This is a genomic window from Rhodoglobus sp. G.S.4 (genome assembly GCF_056619605.1).
Genome location: NZ_CM152748.1, coordinates 789,976 through 811,135, shown reverse-complemented (window position 1 = coordinate 811,135; position 21,160 = coordinate 789,976). Strand labels below are relative to the sequence as shown.

Annotated in this window: 17 protein-coding genes; 4 read left to right on the top strand and 13 right to left on the bottom strand. The window is 58.8% G+C overall.

Going from position 1 to position 21,160, the window contains the following annotated elements; genetic code table 11:
* Nucleotides 1-23 precede the first annotated feature (23 nt).
* Together AC061P_RS03970 and dapE are read right to left on the bottom strand one after the other, a co-directional pair.
* Entirely contained in the window at nt 24-1,253 is a 1,230-nt protein-coding gene (locus AC061P_RS03970) for a hypothetical protein (protein ID WP_480391894.1), read from the bottom strand.
* Nucleotides 1,235-2,332, bottom strand: coding sequence for a succinyl-diaminopimelate desuccinylase (dapE, locus tag AC061P_RS03965; protein WP_480391893.1), 1,098 nt, complete (start codon nt 2,330-2,332; stop codon nt 1,235-1,237). The genes AC061P_RS03970 and dapE overlap by 19 nt, the downstream gene beginning before the upstream one ends.
* Before the next feature lie 26 nt (nt 2,333-2,358).
* On the opposite strand from dapE, the gene dapD reads away from it, so the two are divergent.
* Complete coding sequence (gene dapD / locus AC061P_RS03960; protein ID WP_480391892.1) at nt 2,359-3,300, top strand: 2,3,4,5-tetrahydropyridine-2,6-dicarboxylate N-succinyltransferase; 942 nt, start codon at nt 2,359-2,361, stop codon at nt 3,298-3,300.
* An 81-nt stretch (nt 3,301-3,381) separates the two neighbouring features.
* On the opposite strand, the gene AC061P_RS03955 is transcribed toward dapD, so the two are convergent.
* The 4 genes from AC061P_RS03955 to AC061P_RS03940 form a co-directional block, all read right to left on the bottom strand.
* Nucleotides 3,382-4,677, bottom strand: a complete 1,296-nt coding sequence (locus tag AC061P_RS03955; protein WP_449648636.1) for a citrate synthase — start codon at nt 4,675-4,677, stop codon at nt 3,382-3,384.
* Between the two features lie 99 nt (nt 4,678-4,776).
* Complete coding sequence (gene dapC, locus AC061P_RS03950; protein ID WP_480391891.1) at nt 4,777-5,883, bottom strand: succinyldiaminopimelate transaminase; 1,107 nt, start codon at nt 5,881-5,883, stop codon at nt 4,777-4,779.
* Nucleotides 5,883-6,218, bottom strand: coding sequence for a ferredoxin (gene fdxA, locus AC061P_RS03945; protein WP_449648638.1), 336 nt, complete (start codon nt 6,216-6,218; stop codon nt 5,883-5,885). The genes dapC and fdxA overlap by 1 nt, the downstream gene beginning before the upstream one ends.
* The gene (locus AC061P_RS03940; RefSeq protein ID WP_480391890.1) at nt 6,215-7,216 is read right to left on the bottom strand and encodes a PIG-L family deacetylase; all 1,002 of its coding nucleotides are present in this window, start codon (nt 7,214-7,216) and stop codon (nt 6,215-6,217) included. Before AC061P_RS03940 ends, fdxA begins: the two co-directional genes overlap by 4 nt.
* 115 nt (nt 7,217-7,331) lie before the next feature.
* On the opposite strand from AC061P_RS03940, the gene efeU reads away from it, so the two are divergent.
* Genes efeU through efeB form a run of 3 tightly spaced genes read left to right on the top strand, consistent with a single transcriptional unit; the run spans nt 7,332 to nt 10,656 of the window.
* Nucleotides 7,332-8,189, top strand: coding sequence for an iron uptake transporter permease EfeU (efeU, locus tag AC061P_RS03935; protein WP_480391889.1), 858 nt, complete (start codon nt 7,332-7,334; stop codon nt 8,187-8,189).
* Nucleotides 8,189-9,361, top strand: coding sequence for an iron uptake system protein EfeO (gene efeO / locus AC061P_RS03930; RefSeq protein ID WP_480391888.1), 1,173 nt, complete (start codon nt 8,189-8,191; stop codon nt 9,359-9,361). Before efeU ends, efeO begins: the two co-directional genes overlap by 1 nt.
* A gap of 29 nt (nt 9,362-9,390) precedes the next feature.
* Nucleotides 9,391-10,656, top strand: a complete 1,266-nt coding sequence (efeB, locus tag AC061P_RS03925; protein WP_480391887.1) for an iron uptake transporter deferrochelatase/peroxidase subunit — start codon at nt 9,391-9,393, stop codon at nt 10,654-10,656.
* A gap of 160 nt (nt 10,657-10,816) precedes the next feature.
* Here efeB and AC061P_RS03920 read toward each other — a convergent pair whose 3' ends face one another.
* From AC061P_RS03920 to AC061P_RS03890, 7 genes are all read right to left on the bottom strand, one after another.
* Entirely contained in the window at nt 10,817-11,269 is a 453-nt protein-coding gene (locus AC061P_RS03920; RefSeq protein ID WP_480391886.1) for a hypothetical protein, read from the bottom strand.
* Between the two features lie 163 nt (nt 11,270-11,432).
* Complete coding sequence (typA, locus tag AC061P_RS03915; protein ID WP_449648644.1) at nt 11,433-13,340, bottom strand: translational GTPase TypA; 1,908 nt, start codon at nt 13,338-13,340, stop codon at nt 11,433-11,435.
* Between the two features lie 204 nt (nt 13,341-13,544).
* A complete protein-coding gene (locus tag AC061P_RS03910; protein WP_449648645.1) occupies nt 13,545-15,347 on the bottom strand; it encodes an ABC transporter family substrate-binding protein in 1,803 nt (600 codons plus the stop codon).
* Nucleotides 15,348-15,450: 103 nt separating this feature from the next.
* Nucleotides 15,451-17,202 (bottom strand): dipeptide ABC transporter ATP-binding protein, encoded by a 1,752-nt coding sequence (locus tag AC061P_RS03905; RefSeq protein ID WP_449648646.1) that lies wholly within the window; start codon nt 17,200-17,202, stop codon nt 15,451-15,453.
* Nucleotides 17,199-18,158 carry an ABC transporter permease gene (locus AC061P_RS03900; RefSeq protein ID WP_449648647.1) on the bottom strand — a complete coding sequence of 320 codons (960 nt, stop codon included), beginning with the start codon at nt 18,156-18,158 and terminating at the stop codon, nt 17,199-17,201. Before AC061P_RS03900 ends, AC061P_RS03905 begins: the two co-directional genes overlap by 4 nt.
* A complete protein-coding gene (locus AC061P_RS03895) occupies nt 18,148-19,077 on the bottom strand; it encodes an ABC transporter permease (protein WP_449648648.1) in 930 nt (309 codons plus the stop codon). The genes AC061P_RS03900 and AC061P_RS03895 overlap by 11 nt, the downstream gene beginning before the upstream one ends.
* A 138-nt stretch (nt 19,078-19,215) precedes the next feature.
* The gene (locus AC061P_RS03890; RefSeq protein WP_449648649.1) at nt 19,216-20,823 is read right to left on the bottom strand and encodes a peptide ABC transporter substrate-binding protein; all 1,608 of its coding nucleotides are present in this window, start codon (nt 20,821-20,823) and stop codon (nt 19,216-19,218) included.
* Nucleotides 20,824-21,160: the final 337 nt, after the last annotated feature.

Here is a 21,160-nt window from a genome sequence, read left to right as displayed (position 1 = left end):
TCATCTCTGGAGAACTCGTCACTTTATGGTGGAGTCCAGTCGTAGTTGTCGACCCACCACGCGATATGGATCCACGCCCACTGGCCAGCAATACAGGCGAGTAACAAGAGGATTCGGTAGGTGGGTGACCGTGGCTGCGCGAGCACTCCCGCCAACGGGAACATCGGCATCAGCAGACGGAACGTGCTCGATTGGGGAAAGAACACTGCCAAGAGATAGAGCGCATAGCTCGCCAGCCACAAACGTAGATCAACGCCTAAGCGGCGTGCCGGCCGAGTAAGCAAGAGCCCGAAGAAACCGACAACAGCCGCAACCAACAGTGCCGAAAGTAGCCACTGCGGGATGTTCCACCACAGCTGCCAGAAGCCAGCGGCCTGGAACCAGGCGGTAAACGGCACAAGTTCGACCTGACCGATATAGGGAGCGCGCCACGCCAATTCAGTATCGGTGTAGGCGGTTATGGACCCGGTCATCGCAGCCGCAATGAGCAACCACGCAAACCCCATCACCACGCTGAACACGGTTGCCGAGATCGCAGCAATTGCCTCGTTCCGCGGGAAACCATCGCGGTCGCGAACCCACCACCGATAAACAACATGCAGCCCAAGGGCGAGCGCGAACGCAAGCCCGCTTGGTCTCGTCAGCGACATGACGGCAATGACCGGCAGCAGCATCCAGTACTGGCGTTTCATGAGCCAGTACAGCGCAAGCATGAGCAAAAACAGTGACATCGACTCGGCGTATGACACTTGCAGAATGGGCGACAGCGGAGCGAAACAAAAAACTGCCACAGCGAACAGCGCCGAATTCGAGGGAAGCACGCGGCTCATCAGCCGGTAAAACAACAATGAAGAACCGAGCGCGAAGCCAACCGAGACAATCACCCCGGCGTAGGCGAAGTCGAGGGTCGTCACCATCATGACAAAACGCACTACGGCGGGATAACCGGGCATGAACGCCCACGCATTCTCAGCGACGTGCCCGGCTTCATTCATCGGCAGCTCCGTCGGATAGCCCGTGAGCGCAATGATGTAATACCAGTGCCCGTCCCAGATTTTCGCGAACGAAAAATAGTCTGGCTTGGGCCCCGTCCACGCGTTGGCACCCTGAGCGGATGCGTACGCCAACAGCAGCGACGTCGTCACCACTCGCGAGGCAACAAAAATTGCGATGACCGCAATCCACCATCGCTCAGGAGCGAGTACCGCAGTCGTCGCGCGGCGCACCACGGAGGCTAGCGAGCCGTCAGCCACGCTCTCAACCCTTGCTCGCAGGCCACAATCTCCCGCGTCGCCACGCGCTCATCGTCAGCGTGAGCACGCAGAGGGTTTCCCGGTCCGTAGTTCACGGCTGGCACGCCGAGTTCAGCGAAGCGCGCTACATCGGTCCAGCCATATTTCGGTGCCGGCGTTCCACCAACGGCGGCGAGAAAGTTTCGCGCAAGCGGAGCATCGAGTCCAGGGCGAGCACCACCAGCAAGGTCAGTAACAACGAAATCGAAGCCAGCAAAGACGTGGCGCAAGTGATCGATTGCCTGATCGGTGCTGCGGTCGGGCGCGAACCGGAAATTGACGGTGACTGTCGCGGCATCCGGGATCACATTGCCAGCAACGCCACCAGTGATGCCGACGGCGTTGAGGCCCTCGCGGTAAACCAGCCCATCGACTTCGTGCTGCTCTGGCTCGTAGGCAGCCAGGATCGCCAGAATGGGCGCTGCTGCGTGGATTGCGTTCTCGCCCATCCACGCGCGCGCTGAGTGTGCGCGAAGGCCAGTCAACGCGATGTCGATGCGTGCGGTTCCATTGCAGCCACCTTCCACCGTGGCGTTCGAAGGTTCACCAATAATGGCGAAGTCGCCGGCCATCAAATCCGGACGATTGCGGGCGATACGACCGAGCCCGTTGAGCTCAGCGGCAACCTCCTCGTGGTCATAGAAAATCCACGTAACGTCAACGGCGGGGTCAGTGAGTTCTGCAGCCAACTTGAGAGCAATCGCAACGCCACCCTTCATGTCGACCGTGCCGCGGCCAACCAGGTGTTCCTCGCCATCAATCGTCTCAAGGGTGGTTGGCAGGTTTGCGTTCACTGGAACAGTGTCGAGATGGCCAGCGATCACTACACGCTGGGCCTTACCGCCGTTCGTTCGAGCAACGACGGCATCCGCATCCCGAATCACTTCAAGGTGGCTGAACGCCCGAAGCGCAATCTCCACGGCATCCGCGATGCGCTGTTCATTGCCGGAGACCGACTCAATATCGCAAATTTGGCGGGTCAGTTCGGGGCTTGAGGCACCCAAATCGAGCACGGGAACGGTGGGATCGGTCACAGGCATGCACCCAGTGTAAGTAACCTTGATGCATGACTTCGCGCACAGCATGGGGATACGGACTCGCAACAATCGCCGGCGACGGAACAACACTCGATGTGTGGTTCCCCGCTCCGCACTTGGGATCCATCCCAGAGGGCACCGACCCGCACTACGCCCCCGCCAATCTCGAACAGCATTTAGGGGCAGACGATCGGCGCCGCGTTACCACCGAATTCGTGACGATCGAGATCAATTTGGATGCCGCACCGCAGAACACGGCAGACGCCTACCTGCGACTTCACCTACTCAGTCACCTGCTCGTCGAGCCAAACAGCATCAACCTCGACGGACTCTTCGGCGCACTTCCGATCGTTGTCTGGACGAACGCCGGAGCCGTTCATCCCAACGATTACGCGGAATTGCGCGTCTCCCTGCAGCGCGCTGGCATTGCAATCACTGGAATCGACAAGTTCCCGCGCCTGCTCGACTACGTCGTACCGGAGCGCGTTCGTATTGCGGACGCCTCGCGAGTGCGCCTCGGCGCCTACCTCTCCCCCGGCACCACCGTCATGCACGAGGGATTCGTCAACTTCAACGCCGGAACGCTCGGTAGCTCGATGGTCGAGGGCCGCATCTCTCAGGGCGTTGTCGTCGGTGATGGTGCCGATATCGGCGGCGGAGCATCCATCATGGGAACTCTCAGCGGCGGGGGCACCGAGCGTGTCTCCATCGGCGAACGCGCACTACTCGGCGCCAATTCGGGAATCGGAATCGCGATCGGCGACGACACCGTCGTCGAAGCAGGGCTCTATGTCACGGCAGGCACCAAGGTCACCATCATTGATGGTTCGGCGACGCCGCGCCGCGTCAAGGCTGTCGAGCTGAGTGGCGTGAACGGCCTCCTCTTCCGGCGCAATTCGCTCACGGGCGGCGTTGAAGTTCTCCCTCGCAGCGGCAGCGGTGTAGTGCTCAATACGGCACTGCACGCCTAGCGTGAAGCCCTAACCCAGCAGACGCGAAACGGCCGGCTTCCCGAGGGAAGCCGGCCGTTCGTGATTAAGCGGTGTGTGCGACTAGCGCTGGGGCCACGCCCGGGTTTCAGGGCCCGTGTACAACTGCTGCGGGCGACCGATTTTCGTGTTCGGGTCTTCATTCATTTCGCGCCAGTTGGCGATCCAGCCAGGAAGGCGGCCAATCGCGAACAGCACGGTGAACATGCGTGGAGGGAAGCCCATCGCCTTGTAGATGACTCCCGTGTAGAAGTCGACGTTGGGGTAAAGCTTGCGCGAGATGAAGTAGTCGTCCGCGAGAGCAACCTCTTCGAGTTCGCGCGCGATGTCGAGCAGGGGGTCGCTGACGCCAAGATCGGCGAGCACCTCATCCGCACTCTCTTTCACGAGACGCGCACGCGGGTCAAAGCTCTTGTAGACGCGGTGGCCGAAGCCCATCAACCGCACGCCTTCTTCTTTGCGCTTGACGCGTTCCACGAACTTCTGAACGCCTTCGCCAGACTGCTGGATCTCGCCAAGCATCTTGAGCACGGCCTCGTTTGCGCCGCCGTGAAGCGGGCCGTAGAGGGCATTGATGCCTGCAGAAATCGACGCAAAGATGTTGGCTTCTGTCGAACCGACGAGCCGCACCGTTGAGGTGGATGCGTTCTGCTCGTGGTCTTCGTGCAAGATAAGAAGGCGGTCGAGCGCCTTGCTCAGCACGGGGTTGACCGTGTAGTCCTCGGCCATGTTGCCGAAGTTGAGCTTCAAGAAGTTGTCGACGAAGCTCAACGAGTTGTCGGGGTAGAGCAGCGCCTGACCAAGAGACTTCTTGTGAGCGTAGGCGGCGATGACGGGCAGCTTCGCGAGCAAACGGATGGTCGAAAGCTCGACCTGCTCGGGGTCTCGCACGTCATGCGAGTCTTCGTAGTAGGTCGACAAGGCTGACACTGCGCTTGAGAGCACAGACATTGGGTGCGCGCTGTGCGGCAGTGCATCAAAGAAGCGACGGAGGTCCTCATGCAAGAGAGTGTGACGACGAATCTTTTCGTCAAATTCCTCGAGCTGTGACGCAGAAGGAAGCTCACCATAAATGAGCAGCCACGCGACTTCGAGGTACGTGGAGTTCGCGGCAACATCTTCGATCGCATAACCGCGATAACGCAGGATGCCACGATCGCCATCGATGTAGGTGATCTCACTACGAGTCGATGCCGTGTTAACGAAACCTTGATCAAGCGCCGTATAGCCGGTCTGCTTCATGAAGGTCGAGATATCGATGCTGTTGTGACCATCGACTCCACGAATTATCGGGAATTCGGCAGCGCCACCCGGAAAATGGAGGATGGCCTTCTCTGGGTCTTGAGGGGCTTCATTCACCGCTACAGCCTATCGGGCTTGAATGGCCAGTGTCACACCAGCCAAGCAAACCGCTCATGCTTTAGAGGTCAAAGACAAGGCCTTGGCGATTTAGTGCACTTAAGACAGCAATTCGAGCCGCGCGACCGCATCTGCAATCGTGTCATCGCTTGCCGTCAGCGCAATCCGCACATGCCGTGCCGGGGACTCGCCATAGAACGATCCCGGAACAACAAGGATGCCTGACTGAGCAAGATCTCCGACTGTCTGCCACGAATCTTCATTCTTTGTCGCCCACAGGTAGAGCCCGGCGTCACTGTCATCAATCTGGAATCCGGCACGCTCAAGCGCCGGCAGCAACTTCGCTCGCCGCGCACGATACAGCTCGCGTTGATCTGCGACATGAGCTTCATCACGCAGCGCAGTAACCATGGCCTCTTGAACAGGCCCTGGCACGATGAGCCCAGCGTGCTTGCGCACCGCAAGCACTTCAGAAATGAGAGCCGAGCATCCGGCGACAAAAGCGGCACGATAGCCAGCGAGGTTCGACTGCTTGCTCAGCGAATAGACGGCGAGCACTGACGAACGATCGTCGCCGATTACCTCGGGGTCAAGGATCGATGGTGTGGGGTCGTGACCCTTCCAATTGAGCTCGGCGTAGCACTCGTCTGAAGCAATCACCGCCCCTAACTCACGGGCGCGCTCAACCGCGGCCCGCAACTGGGCGACATCCGCTACCCGACCATCGGGGTTACCCGGGCTATTGAGCCACACGAGGGCGGTGTTTTCGGGCCACTCTGCAGGATCGTCTGAGGCCAACGCGGTCGCGCCGACCAACGCGGCGCCAATTGCATACGTCGGATAGGCGACCGAGGGATGCACGACCGTGTCGCCTTTGCCCAGCCCCAGCAGCAGTGGCAACAGCGCCACCAGCTCCTTGGAGCCAACTGTTGGCAGAACATTGTTAACCGTCAGCCCGGTGACACCACGGCGACGGGCGAACCATTCGACAATTGCTTCGCGCAATTGCACCGTGCCGGTCGTTGTGGGGTAGGCGTGTGCATCCGTTGCTGCAGCCAACGACTCGCGGATGATCGCCGGGGTCGGGTCTACCGGAGAACCAACTGAAAGATCTACGAAACCGTCAGGATGAGTGCGCGCAATAGTGCCGTAGGGAACTAGAGCATCCCACGGAAAATCGGGCAACGCTAACGGTGTGCGCCCCATCAGTCTGAGGATCCACCACCCTCAGGAAGTGCAGCAACAAGCGCGTGATCTTTGTGAATCACGCCAACCTTCGCAGCTCCACCTGGCGAGCTGTTATCAAGGAGATCGAAGAACTCGACGTTGGCCTTGTAATAATCTGCCCACTTATCGGGCACGTCATCTTCGTAATAGATGGCCTCAACGGGACACACGGGCTCACACGCACCGCAATCGACGCACTCATCGGGCTGGATGTAGAGCATGCGGTCGCCCTCATAGATGCAATCGACGGGGCATTCGTCGACACACGCGCGATCCTTCAGATCGACACACGGCTGGGCGATGATGTACGTCAAGAGATATCCGCACCTTTCACGGGAGAGTTCAACTCAATGTTATCGCGGCTCGACACCGAAGCCTGACGATTCACCCGAGGCCACCCCACCACCACCAGAACGATCAAGACTGGGGCAAAGGTCCACACATAACCCGACACATTTCCGGGGATCAGCATTGATCCTCCCGGCATCGCTGTCGCCAAAATTGCCGACATCAACAACACTCCAAGCGAAGCAAAACCCGGCGCAACTCTCGTGTCATAGATCAAGCGCAATCCCAAGACGAGAGCCGTCGTGAGGGCAATCGCAGCAATGATCCCCCACGGCACCCGCACCCCCGCCAGAGTGATAGTCGACTGGTGAACAGCGGTAAGCACTAATCCGACCAGTGCGCCAACAGCTGTCGAAACGATAGCGAGCATCACGCGTTCGAGACGATTGCGCTCGCCGATCACCAATTCCCGGCGACGAAGACGTCGCAAGTACTCCGAAGGCGTCGAAACGCTCTCACCGATGGGCGGCTCAGTGCTGTAAATCTCCATGGCACGACGCTTGAACGCAATAGCAGTGGCAGACGAGACAGCAACGCCCCGATCAACAGGCACCGAGGATGCCGTATAGAAGGGAACCGCGGCGAGCTCAGTTGCGAGCGCCGTCGCCTCACGCACGAGCCGCGCATCCGACTCATGCTCACTGCCGCTGGCATAGGAGGCATAGCTAACAACGACATCCGGCTTCAGCGAGGTTATGGCTGCGGCCAGATCCGCAGCGAGGTCGCGCGGGGACAGTCTGGTGAACTGCTGCCCGCCATCTTCTCGCAAGATGTGGTGCGAAGTGATGCCCAAAATCTGGCGCGCGGCGGCGTGGGCTTCGTCTAACTGCGGCGAACTGCTGCACGCAAGAACGATGAGTTCTGTGCCGCGGTGAACGAGAGAAGCAATAGTGGCACCGAAGACTCTGGCCTCATCTTCGGGGCGCGCAGCAATAATCAGCACCCGCTGTGCTCGATCTTTCATGGCCTGACCTCCACTGGTTGCTTGCAGTGAACAGAATAAGCACAGGTAGGCAGAATACGGTTGCTTAGGTTAGGCTTACCAACCTGCCCAAATTTCATTTCTACGAGAGAGTCCAGTGCTCGCTAACTTTCTGATTGGTCTCCGTGAGGGCCTTGAAGCCGCACTAGTAGTAGGCATCTTGATTGCCTACGTTCGCAAGATCGATCGACGAGACGTCCTCCCCCGCATTTGGCTCGGCATTGGGCTAGCCGTGGTCATTTCTCTCGGACTCGGCGCGAGTCTGACGTTTGGCGCTTACGGGCTTTCGTTCCAAGCTCAAGAACTTATCGGCGGCATCCTCTCCATCATCGCCACTGCTTTTGTCACGTGGATGATCTTCTGGATGCTGCGCGCCGCACGCGGTCTCGGTCGCGAACTCCGCAACGAAGTCGACTCGCACCTCACCGGCGCCGGCTGGGGCCTCGTTCTCGTGGCGTTTCTGGCAGTCGGTCGCGAAGGAATTGAGACGGCATTGTTCATTTGGGCCGCAGTTCAGGCAAGCGGTTCAACAGCGTTGCCCCTCACCGGCGCCGCTCTGGGCATTGCTGCCTCGATCGTGCTCGGTTACCTCATTTACCGCGGCGTAGTGAGCATCAATCTCACTCGCTTTTTCACGTGGACTGGGGCCATTCTCATCGTCGTCGCCGCTGGCGTTCTCGCCTACGGCGTTCACGATCTGCAGGAAGCTGGCGTGCTGCCAGGACTCAACGCCCTTGCCTTCGACGTCAGTGCCATTATCCCGCCAAGCAGCTGGTACGGCACGATCCTCAAGGGAACCCTCAACTTCTCGCCCGCCACCACCTGGTTGGAAGCCGCAGTGTGGCTCGGCTATGTAGCAACTGTTATGACAATCTTCATTCGCACCGTTCGCGGGCATGGGCGCTCAGATAAGCCCATCGCTCCCGCAGCATCCCTCAGCACTCAAGGAGCCTGATGACCACCCGCCCCTCCCGCCTCGGATTCCTCGCGGCGGCCACTGTCGCTGCGCTCGCGCTTACCGGCTGCGTTGCCAACAACACCGGCGCTGCCGCAGACAACACCATTACGGTCGACAGCAGCGCCACTGAGTGCACCGTGAGCGCAAATGAAGCGCCAAGCGGCAACCTCGTATTCTCTGTGACCAACTCTGGCGACCAGGTCACCGAGTTCTATCTCCTCGCGGATGACGGCTTGCGCATCGTTGGTGAGGTAGAGAACATTGGCCCCGGAATCAGCCGCGACCTCGTCGTGCTCGCTCAGCCCGGTGATTACTTCACGATCTGCAAACCAGGAATGATCGGCGAGGGTGTCGGCAAGACAGCATTCACTGTTACTGATTCAGGCGCTGACCTTTCCTTCAGTGGGGACATCGCCGAGCAGGTTGAGGCGGCGAACGCCAACTACAAGAGTTACGTGAAAGACCAGATCGAAAACCTTGTTGTCGGCACCGAAGATTTTGCTGACGCGTACATTGCTGGCGATGACGACACCGCCCGCGCCCTTTACGCCCCCACCCGCGTGTTCTGGGAGCGCGTCGAGACTGTCGCTGAGTCCTTCGGCGACCTCGACCCCCGTATGGACCTCCGTGAGGCAGACCTCGAAGACGGCCAAGAGTGGACTGGCTGGCACGCAATCGAGAAAGATCTCTGGCCAGCGGATGCCGAAGCCGGTTTCGAAGCATACGACCAGTCGAAGCGTGAAGCGCTTGCTTCGCAGCTCGTGGCAGACACGAACACGTTATACGCCAACGTGCAGGGCCTCGAGTTCACGCTCGACCAGCAAACCAACGGTGCCATTGGACTGCTAGACGAGGTTGCCAGTGGCAAGGTGACAGGCGAAGAGGAGTTCTGGTCGCACACCGACCTGTGGGATTTCCAAGCCAACATTGATGGAGCCCGCGTTCTTTACGATGGCGTTCGCGACATCCTCATGGTTAAGGATGCCGAACTTGCTGAGACTCTCGATGCTGAGTTCGAACAGCTCCAGACATTGCTCGACGAGCAGCGAGTCGGCGATGGCTTCCGTCTTTACACTGAGCTGTCGACGACTGAGATTCGCGCGTTCTCTGATCAGGTCAATGCTCTGGCAGAGCCTCTCTCCCGCCTCACCGCGGTACTGGTCCTCTAGGCAGACGACTCAACCCCGAAAGATTAGCTATGGCGAAAGATGAAACCACCGGCCTCTCGCGGCGCGGCCTCTTCGGGCTAGCCGGAGCCGGCGTGATTGGCGCCGGCTTGGGCGTCGGTGGAACATTCGCTCTCGGCGGCGATTCAACCGCGACCGGCAACGCTGTGGCGTCAACCTACCCGTTTTTCGGTAAACACCAGTCGGGAATCACTACTCCGGCACAAGACCGGCTCCACTTTGCGGCGTTCGATGTCAACGAGATCTCGCGTGATGAGCTCATTGAGTTGCTCCGCGACTGGAGCTACGCGGCAGCGCGAATGACGGCGGGTGATGGTGCCGGAGACTACGGCCCCGCCAGCGGTCCCTACGATGCTCCACCGGATGACACGGGAGAAGCGCTCGACCTTCCACCCGGGGGCCTCACGATCACCTTTGGTTTCGGCCCGAGCCTGTTCGATGACAGATTCGGGCTCGCAAACAAGCGTCCGTCTGCGCTCATCGACCTGCCTAAGTTCCCTAGCGACGCGCTGCAGCCCGAACTAGTCGGCGGCGACCTCTGTATTCAGGCGTGCAGCGACGATCCGCAGGTGGCGGTGCACGCGATCCGCAATCTTTCTCGTATTGCCTTCGGTAGGGCTACTCTTCGCTGGTCGCAATTGGGCTTCGGGCGCACCTCGTCAACGACTCGAGCTCAGAAGACACCTCGCAATCTTTTCGGTTTCAAAGACGGCACTGCCAACTTGCGCGCCGAAGACACTGCGGGCGTCGAAAAGCATGTGTGGGCCGCTGCCAGCGATGGCAGTTCGTGGATGGCCGGAGGCTCATATCTCGTGAGCCGCAAGATTCGCATGACCGTCGAAACGTGGGACCGCACTTCGCTTCGGGAACAAGAAACAATCTTCGGGCGCACGAAGGGCGAAGGCGCCCCGTTGAGTGGCGGTAGCGAGTTCACTGACCCCGACTTCAGCCAGACTGGTCGCGATGACGCGCCTCTCATCGATGAAAATTCTCACGTGAAGTTGGCGCATCCCGAGAGCCATGGTGGTGTGCAGATTCTGCGTCGCGGCTATAACTTCGTGGATGGAAACGATGACCTCGGTCGTCTCAATGCCGGCTTATTCTTCATCAGCTTCCAGCGGGACCCCGGCACACAATTTGTGCCTATCCAGCTCGCACTTTCCCGCAACGACCTCATGAACGAGTACGTGCGATATGTGGGTTCGGCTATCTTCGCCGTGCCGCCGGGCACTACAGCGTCCAGCTTCGTCGGTGCCGGAATGTTCGACTTGGCCTAGTTCACGGGTCGTCGGCGACCTTCGATCGCCCACGTGAAGCGTCGATCGCCCACGTGAAGCGTCGATCGCCCACGCGAAGCGTCGATCGCCCACGCGAAGCGTCGATCGCCCCCGTCAGGCGTGGATCTCCCAGCTGAACGGTACTGCGGCGTTGAGCAGACTATTCGCTTGCGGGCGCCACGGTGTAGTTAGCGGTGTAGCCGTCATCGGTTTTGGCGACGATCACGCCACCTACCCAGGTGTCACTCGTGAAGATGACGGTGCCTTCACCGTCGGAGTCGGCGCCCTGCAGCTGAAGCTCGAAGCCAGCATCCTTCAGCGCCGTCTCGATACCGTCGAGGGGTGATTCCTGCCCGGCCAAGATCGTGACGTTATAACCGCGTTGGTCGCCCTCTCCCGCTGCGATTCCAAACTGCACGTCACCGGAGACGACAGGAACCTCGCTGGGGAAACCCTCGGGGATCTCTTTGCCGCCCAAGTCGACCTGCCCGCCCGTTGCCTGCTCGACGATGTTCTCAATAGGGTTGCCGAAACAGCCCGAGAGTGCCGGGGTCACGCCCAAGGCAAGAACTACGGCAATGGATGCATTGATGCGTCGTTTCGGGCTAATCATGACTACTCTCCTGCTGTTCGTGACGGGGCTGATGTTCAGGACGGACAATACGCGCCATGGCTGTCGCTCGGGTTAACGAACAATGCAGCCACGGCCTGATGACCGTAGCTGCATCGTACTCCCGCAAGGCTAACGATTCCTCGCTAGCTCCTGAGGTAAGGGGTTAGGCGTTCTGCTTCTTGAGACGCGAAGTGCTGCGTGCGCGAGCGTTGCTGTCGAGCTCGACCTTGCGGATGCGGACGAACTCGGGCGTAACCTCGACACACTCGTCTTCGCGGGCGAATTCGAGGCACTCTTCCAACGTCAGCTTGCGCGACGGTGTCATACGCTCGAACGAGTCCGAGGTCGACTGGCGCATGTTGGTGAGCTGCTTTTCCTTGGTGATGTTGACGTCCATGTCGTCAGCGCGTGAGTTCTCGCCGACAACCATTCCTTCATAGACCTCTTGAGTCGGCTCTACGAAGAACGACATGCGCTCTTGAAGGGCAACCATCGCGAATGGGGTAGCAACACCGGCACGGTCGGCAACGATTGAACCGTTGACGCGGGTGAGGATTTCGCCTGCCCACTGCTCGTAGCCGTGAGACACAGCGTTGGCGATACCGGCACCACGCGTGATGGTCAAGAACTCGGTGCGGAATCCGATGAGTCCACGCGAAGGAACGATGAATTCCATGCGAACCCAGCCGGTGCCGTGGTTGCTCATGCCTTCCATGCGGCCCTTACGAGCGGCAAGAAGCTGAGTGATTGCGCCGAGGTATTCTTCCGGCGCATCGATCGTGAGGTGCTCGAATGGCTCGTGAACCTTGCCGTCAATCTTCTTGATAACTACCTGCGGCTTGCCGACAGTCAGCTCGAAGCCTTCACGACGCATCTGCTCGACGAGGATAGCGAGAGCGAGCTCTCCACGACCCTGGACTTCCCAAGCATCCGGGCGACCGATGTCGACGAGCTTGAGCGAAACGTTACCGACGAGCTCGCGGTCGAGACGGTCCTTGACCATGCGAGCGGTGAGCTTGTGGCCCTTGACCTTGCCGATAACCGGCGAGGTGTTTGTACCAATAGTCATCGAGATCGCGGGCTCGTCGACCGTGATGGTCGGAAGCGGGCGAACATCGTTGGGGTCACACAGGGTCTCACCGATGAAGATGTCTTCGAAGCCGGCAACAGCGACGATGTCACCGGGGCCAGCGCTCTCGGCAGGGTAACGGTCGAGAGCCTTGGTGATCATGAGCTCGGTTACGCGCACGTTGGCGACGCTTCCGTCGTGCTTGACCCAAGCGACCGTCTGGCCCTTTTTGATCGTTCCGTTGAAGACACGCAGCAAGGCGAGGCGACCGAGGAACGGTGAGGAGTCGAGGTTGGTAACCCACGCCTGAAGGGGGTGCTCATCGTCGTATGACGGCGCGGGAACGTGCCTGAGGATTGCATCGAACAGGGGCTCGAGGTCGTCGTTGTCTGGCAACGAGCCGTTCTCGGGCTTGTTCCAGCTAGCGGCACCAGCGCGGCCCGAAGCGTAAACGATCGGGACGTCGAGGATAGCGTCGAGGTCGAGGTCGGGAACGTCATCTGCCATGTCGCTTGCGAGGCCCAAAAGGAGGTCCTGGCTTTCGGCAACAACTTCGTCGATTCGCGCGTCTGGGCGGTCAGTCTTGTTGACCAAAAGAATGACGGGAAGCTTGGCTTCAAGCGCCTTACGCAGCACGAAGCGGGTCTGCGGAAGCGGGCCCTCACTGGCGTCGACGAGCAGAACTACGCCGTCAACCATGCTCAGTCCGCGCTCAACCTCGCCACCGAAGTCGGCGTGGCCGGGGGTGTCAATCACGTTGATCGTGATGGGGCTATCGGTGGCGTACTTGCCGTTGTACGAAATCGCAGTGTTCTTCGCGAGAATCGTGATGCCCTTTTCGCGCTCGAGCTCGTTCGAGTCCATGGCGCGCTCTTCGAGGTGCGCGTGCGCCTCGAACGAGTTCGTCTGGCGAAGCATCGCGTCAACGAGGGTGGTCTTTCCGTGGTCAACGTGGGCAACGATTGCTACGTTGCGCAAGTCGCTGCGAGTGGCCATAGCCATAGCAATATTCCTTAATTCATTGGAGGCTTTGCGGTCTCTCACCGCAGACGCTGCGCAGAAAATTTCGGCAGCAGATCGGCGGCCAAATGCCACCGGGTAAAGATCATGGGAGGGCGCAGAAGATCGTTCAGAGTATCCTGCTCGATCAGTTTACCCTGTTTAGCAAGAATTATCGCCGACTGCGCTCCAAGCGCAATGCAAGTACTACGGTTTCCAGTCCCAGACGTTCCACCAGATGCCAGGGCTCAACGATGAAAGCGATACTTCGGAAACTCGATCTTGGTCGTATGCCGCTGTCACGGGATACTGGAACAGCGGCATTCCGTAGCTGTTTTTCCAGAGTTCGGCATCTGCCTTCGCCAAAGAATCCGTTCGATCGGCTGCATCGAGAGTCACCGAATTTGCTTCCCGAAGGAGCGAGTCAACTCTCGAGTCTGAGAAGTAGTTGAGATTCGCGTAACCATCGGTTGCGAACACCGCTGGAGCGACTCCAACCCCCGGTTGCTCCGCCTGCCAGCTGAAGAGCGCCGCGTCGTAGGCTTCCGGCGTTCCGAGCGTCGCGCGCCAGTCTTCTGCCGAGCAATCGCTCACAACGAATCCCGCAGCCGCCGCAGATTCCTTGATCAGTTCGAACTCGATGAGACGCATGGGGTCCTCAGCAGCATAAAGAACGCACACAGCTGGCTTGGTTACGCCTGCTTCAGCCAAAAGTTCCTTAGCCAGAGTGATGTCAACTTCCGCGAAGAGGTCCGAACCATTGCTCGAGGTCACGCTTCGGTAATCGGGATCATGGGGAGCGAAGAGAAAAGAATCACGGAGTGTTGGCCGTGGCTGAACATCAGCAAGGGCGGCAGCGGCCAATTCCTTGCGAGGAACCGTCAAGAGGAAGGCTTCACGAACCGCGGGGTCGTCAAAGGTGCCGTTTTTAGATTCACCAAATTGGAGATCGAGGTGTTCGAAGCTGTCGGTCGTGCCATCGATGACGGTGGCATCCATGGTTTCGAGCGCATCGCGAACCTCGGACCCCATCGTGGGAACCGCTATGTGCACCGAGCCGACGAGCAGTGCTTGAGCCTGCGCAAGCGGGTCAGCCATGAACCGCACGGTGATCTCTTGGAAGGTGGGCTGGCGGTCTCCGCTGTAGTTTTCGTTGGCACGCAAGGTCACATACTGGTTCGCTACGAGGTCAGAAACGACATACGGCCCATTCGATACAACCAGACTTGAGTTTGCCGGCATCCCTTGAAAATTGAAGACCGTATTCCAGGTGCGGGCAATCTGGGCAAGATCAGTGGTGTCATCCGCCGTAATCGCCGCATAGACCCGCTCCTTGGCCGTGATCGCGTCGTCATTCGCGAATGACATCATTCCCACGACATGCGCGGGCTTTGCCGCAGAACCGGCACCGAAGAATGCGGTCTGCCAATCAGCGAACGGCTCATCGAAGACCAGAGTGAGCGACATGCGATCATCACTAATCTGAGGAAGTTCGGTGACGAGATCGATACCGCTATTGCGTAGTGCCCCAGCATCGAACAGGACACGGTCATCCGCACGATCACGAGGAGCGCCGGTTTCAGGATCAACGGTTTCTGCCGGGTCGGCGTCCGGAGTGTTGAGAGCTCCGGATGTAGCCGCCCATTCCAGGAGGAGGTCCACCGCATCAACGGCTGTTCCATCTGACCACCGCACACCGTCAGACACTGTGTAGGTCACCGCAAGCGGGTCATCCGACACTTTCTCGTAGTGCCCAAAAGACTCGTCGCGAACCAGTTCGGATTCGTCGGTGAAGTAGTTGAATCCGGTGCCGGTCGCATAGGCAATATTGGCGTTGGTTTCGCCAGCACCAAAGGAGGTGACCGGGTTTGCCGATGTGTAGGGCTGGGAAACGGCGACGGTGAGTTCTGAACCGTCAATCGTTGTGGACTTCTGCGGGATGCAACCGGTGAGCACTAGCGCTGCACTGGCGGCAACCGCAATGGCCGCCATGATTCGTGTGGCGCTCACTAATCCTCCTGCATACGATCACGCGATGCACGGTGGCACGCTTGCGTCGATTCTAAGCGAGAAGGGCCGCCCCTAGTGGAACGGCCCTTCTCCCCTCATGAAACTAGGCGCCCAGCTTGATGTTGGCGCCGGGGATCGCCTCAAGCAGCTCCTGCGTGTACGGGTTGGTCGAATTCTCGAATACCTCGTCTGTGGTTGCCGCTTCAACAATGCGGCCACCCTGCATTACACACACGTTGTCAGCCACCAACCGCACAACCGCGAGGTCGTGGGTAATGAACAGGTAGGTGAGGTCGAGCTCGGTCTGCAACTCGGTGAGCAGGTTCAGCACTTGACCTTGGACCAACACGTCAAGGGCCGATACTGCTTCGTCAAGTACGAGCACATCGGGCTTGAGCGCAAGAGCGCGCGCAATGGCGACGCGTTGGCGCTGGCCACCGGAGAGCTCACCGGGATAACGGTGGCGAGTCGCCTGAGGCAGTGACACCTGATCGAGAAGTTCGCTCACACGGTTGAAGCGCTCCTTCGGAGTGCCCATGCTGTGCGCCAGCAAAGGTTCAGCGATCGTGTTTCCGACGCTGTATTGCGGGTCAAGGGAGCCGTAGGGATCCTGGAACACAGGTTGCACTCGGCGTCGGAAGTTCAGGAGCTCTTGCCCCTTGATTCCGGCCAGGTCAACCCCGTCAAACTCGATGCTTCCACTCGTGAGGGATTCCAATTGCAGAATCAGTTTGGCGACAGTCGACTTGCCAGAGCCCGATTCGCCAACGAGGGCAGTTGTCGTTCCCTTTTTGACACCGAACGAGATGTCATTCACCGCAAGCAACTTGTCTTTGCGGAATCCCTGTTTGCGGATCTCGTAGACCTTGGTGATGTTGTTGACCTTGATGAGGTCAGTGCTTGCGCCTGCTTCGCGGCTTGCCGCACGCGCGATAAGCGCATCATCGAGCGAGCCCTGCCCGAAGATGTGGATATCGTTTTCGGAGCTTGTGTGCGACTTGATTGATTGGATGCGACGCGACGCGAGGCTCGGAGCTGCAGCAACGAGACGCTGAGTGTACGGATGCTGGGGGTTCTCGAGAATCTCGCGAGACGGGCCCGACTCGACAACCTTTCCCTTGTACATCACGACTAGCTGCTCTGCACGTTCCGCGGCGAGGCCGAGATCGTGGGTGATGAACAGCACCGAGGTGCCGTAGTCACGCGTGAGCGTCTGCAGGTGGTCAAGAATCTGACGTTGCACTGTGACGTCGAGCGCTGAGGTTGGTTCGTCGGCGATCAGCAACTTCGGACGTGCCGAGAGGCCGATACCAATGAGTACGCGCTGACGCATTCCGCCCGAGAACTGGTGCGGAAACTGCTTGAGGCGTTCGCCAGCATCGCTGAGCCCTGCCTCTTTCAGTACTTCAATGGTGCGAGCCCGTGCAGCTTTACCCTGCGCGATTCCGTTGGCCTTGATGGCTTCTTCTACCTGAAATCCGATGCTCCACACCGGGTTCAAGTTCGACATCGGGTCTTGAGGTACATAACCGATTTGGCTTCCGCGAACCTCGGAAAATTGATCATCCGAGAATTTTGTGAGGTCGTTGCCTTCGAATTCAATCGAGCCGCCAAGCACCTTGCCTGTGCCGGGAAGCAGCCCGATCACTGCTTGCGCAGTGGTGGATTTTCCGGAACCGGACTCACCAACGATGGCGAGCGACTGTCCCTGATACAGAGTGAGGTCGATACCGCGCACTGCCTGAACAATGCCGCGCTGCGTTTCGAAACCAACTTCGAGGCCCCGAATTTTGAGAAGCGGGGTCTCTTCGTTTGAGGACCCTGAGGTCACGGGAACTGTTTCTGGATTAGTCATCGGCGTGCTCTCGCTTCCGGGTCAAGGGCATCGCGAACTACGTCGCCGAACATCAAGAAGGCGAGCACTGTAATTGACAGCGCAGCCGAAGGCAGCAACAGGGTCTGCGGGTGAGTACGAACAGTGACACGCGCCTGGTTAATGTCGTTACCCCAGGACATGACCGTTCCCGGGAGACCAATGCCAAGGAATCCCAGAGTCGCCTCAGCGACGATGAAGATACCGAGCGACACCGTTGCGATAACGATGACCGGCGCGATGGCGTTCGGAATGACGTGGCGAACAAGTGTCGTGAAACGCGAGACACCGAGCGCAGCAGATGCTGTCACGTAGTCGGAGTTGCGAGCCGAGAGCACTGAACCACGCATGATTCGCGCGATCTGCGGCCAGGCGAAGAGAGCGAGAACGAACGAAACGCTCACCGCATCCCGCACGGGGATGACCGAGATAACGACGATTGCACCAAGAACGGTCGGAATGGCGAAGAAGATGTCGCCGATACGCGAAACGAACGAGTCAAGAATTCCGCCATAAAAACCCGCGAGGGCTCCGATGATTCCGCCAAATAACGTGACCATGATCGTCGTGAGAAGACCAATCGTTACAGATGCTTGGGTTCCGAAAATGATTCGCGAGTAGACGTCGCAGCCTTGGCGTGTGAAGCCGAATGGATGCCCGGCTTGGGGATCGCCGTTGCTGAACTTCAAGTAGCACTCTGTTGGGCTATATGTGACGAAGAGGCTCGGGAAAGCAGCGACAACCACAATGACGAGGATGAGCACTGAAGAGATCCAGAACATCGGACGACGACGCATCGACTCCCAGGCGTCAGTCCATGTGCTGCGCGCCTTTCCTGATTCATCGACCTGATCGATCTCAGCAACCGGAGTGTCTGCGAGCGACGCGATGTAGTGTTCTTGGCCAGGACGATACCGGCCAGTGTTATTACTTGGCATAACGAATCCTTGGGTCGAGCGCGGCGTAGAGCAGGTCTACGAGCAGGTTGGCGAGCACGAAGATGATGACCATCACCGCGACGAACGAGACGACCGTTGGGCCTTCTCCCAACGTGATTGCCCGGTAGACGGTTCCACCGACACCGTTGATGTTGAAGATTCCCTCGGTGACGATCGCACCAACCATGAGCGATCCGATATCGACACCCAGGTAGGTAACAACCGGAACGAGTGAGTTGCGCAGTACGTGCACGGTAACCACTCGACGTCGAGATAGTCCCTTTGCTGTAGCGGTGCGCACAAAGTCAGCACCGAGGTTGTCTGCCACGCTTGCACGGGTCAATCGCACGATGTACGCGAACGAAACCGACGCCAACACGATGGCCGGCAGAATCAATTCGCCCCAGGGAGCGTCGCCGCTCACTGTCGTTCGAGCCCAACCGAGTTGGATGCCGAATACAAGTTGGAGCACAAAACCAACGACGAAGGTCGGCACTGAGATCAGCAGCAGGCTGATAACGAGAGCGGAAGCGTCGAACAGCTTTCCCTTGCGGAGCCCAGCTACGAGTCCAACGATGATGCCGAAGAAGGCTTCGAAGACGAGAGCGAGCAGTGCGAGTCGAGCGGTGATCGGGAACGCCTGAGTCATGACGTCAGCGACAGGCCGACCAGAGAAGGTTGTTCCGAAGTCACCCTGGAACAGTCCACCGATGTAGAGGAGGTACTGCACGAGGAAAGGCTTGTCGAGGTTGTACTCAGCTCGAATAGCTTCGATAACCCCGGGAGCTGGTGGATGATCACCGTAAAGTGCGGCGATGGGGTCGCCTGGCACCGCGAAAACCATGAAATAGATCAAGAAGGTTGCGCCGAAAAACACCGGAATCATCTGGAGGAAACGCTTGCCTGCGTACCAAAGCATCAGATAGTTCCCTCGATGGAACGGATAAACATAGGAATCACAATCGCTGAATGAAGGTACTCAGTGTAATGCCCGGGGCTGAAGATAGCCCCGGGCATCACACATTGAGTATGGAAACTGGGTAAAACTAGGAGCTAATTAGCCCTTGGTTACCTCGTCGTACAGCGGGACAGAGTCCCAACCGAATACAACATTGTCAACGGAGTCTGAGTAGACACCGGTAACGTTCGAGTACCACAGCGGGATCGAAGGAAGGTCGACCAGGAGGATTTCCTGAGCTTCCTGGTACTTCGCCGTTGCTTCTTCTACCGACGATGCGCTTGCGCCCTCTGCGAGGACCTTCTCGAACTCGGGGCTCGAGTAGCCTTCCTTGTTCGAGCCAGCGCCATCAACGTAGAGCGGGCCGAGGAAGTTGTACAGCGACGGGTAGTCAGCTTGCCATCCAGCACGGGTTCCACCGGTGAGCGCGTTAGCGTCACGGTCGTTGAGCGCGTCCTTGAATGTGGGGTATGCCTTACCAACAGCCTCGATGCCGAGCGTGTTGCTAATGCTGTTTGCTACAGCATCAACCCATGCCTGGTGTCCACCATCGGCGTTGTATGCCAGGTCGAACACGGTGTCACCATAAGGCGAGATCGCGTCGGCTTCAGCCCACAGCTTGACAGCTTCTTCTGGGTTGAAGTCAAGAACTTCAGCTCCCGCAAGGTTGTCAGAGTGACCGGCGATTACCGGCGAGGTGAAGTCAGTCGCGGGAGTGCGGGTGCCCTGGAAGATGACATCCGTGATCTCTGCGCGGTCGATCGACATCGAGATAGCTGCACGACGCAGCTTGCCCTCGTCGCCCGACCAGTGCTCGAGGTAGTACGGCATGTTGAATGCCTGGAAGATCGCAGCAGGCTGGTTTACCGAACGACCCGGGAAGTCCGACTCGTAGGTTTCGAATGCGGAGTCTGGGACAGCATCGAGGATATCGAGGTTGCCACTCAGAGCGTCAGCATAGGCAGCGTCCTGGCTCGTGTAGAAGATGATCGACACGCCACCGTTGGCCGGCTTGCGAACACCGTCATAGTCAGGGTTCGTCACGAGGTCGATCTTGACGTCGTGCTGCCATCCGTCTTCGGCGATCATGTACGGACCGTTGCCGACGGGGTTCTCACCGAAAGCGTCGAGGTCATCCCATGCGGATTCTGGCAGCGGCATGAATGCCGAGTAGCCGAGACGCAGCGGGAAGTCAGCCTCTGGGTTGATCAGTGCAACAGTGAACTCGGTGTCGCTAACGACGTCGAGGCCAGTCAGCTCTGAGTTCTCGTCATAGCTGAAGCCCTCGATGTTGTCGAAGAAGTATGACGAGCTCTGTGCGTTGTCGAGCAGTGCGCCGTAGGACCATGCCTTGACGAACGAGTCAGAAGTGACCGGCTCACCGTTGGTGAAGGTCCAGCCATCGTTGAGCGTTACGGTCCAGTTTTGTCCATCTTCGGACTCAATTGACTTCGCAACTTCATTCACTACATCGCCGTCAGCGGTGTACGAAACGAGACCAGCGAAGATCGAAGTGATGACCTTGCCGCCACCGGTCTCGGTGGTGTTTGTCGGAATGAGCGACTGCTGTGGCTCACTACCGTTTGTGGTGATGATCGCGGCGCTGTCGCCCTCTGCGGGCTCCTCGCTTGCCGAGCACCCCGCAAGAACTAGTGCCGAGGCTGACAGCAGCGCGACGGCGCTGAAGCCTATGCGTGATCTTTTCAAAGTTTCCTCCTGTGCAGAATTTTGCTAACGGCACGGAATTTGTGGCGCCGCACCGCGCTTGATAGTTCACACCCTAAACGGGGTATTGCCCCATTCAAAACTGTAGAGCCAAACGTTACACACCGGTAACGCCCGTGATGATTATGTGCGGAGGTTGCAGTATTTTCGCGCACAAACCGCAGCGGACAGTGAAATAGTGCGCAAACGCTCGGTGACTGGCGCACAGCATCGTGAGTTAACATCGATCCATGGCGGCCTCCTGCACTACTAGCGAGCGATCACGAGACGAGCTCATCCTCGACGCAGAAAGCCTATTTAGCGGTCGTCATCGCTCCAC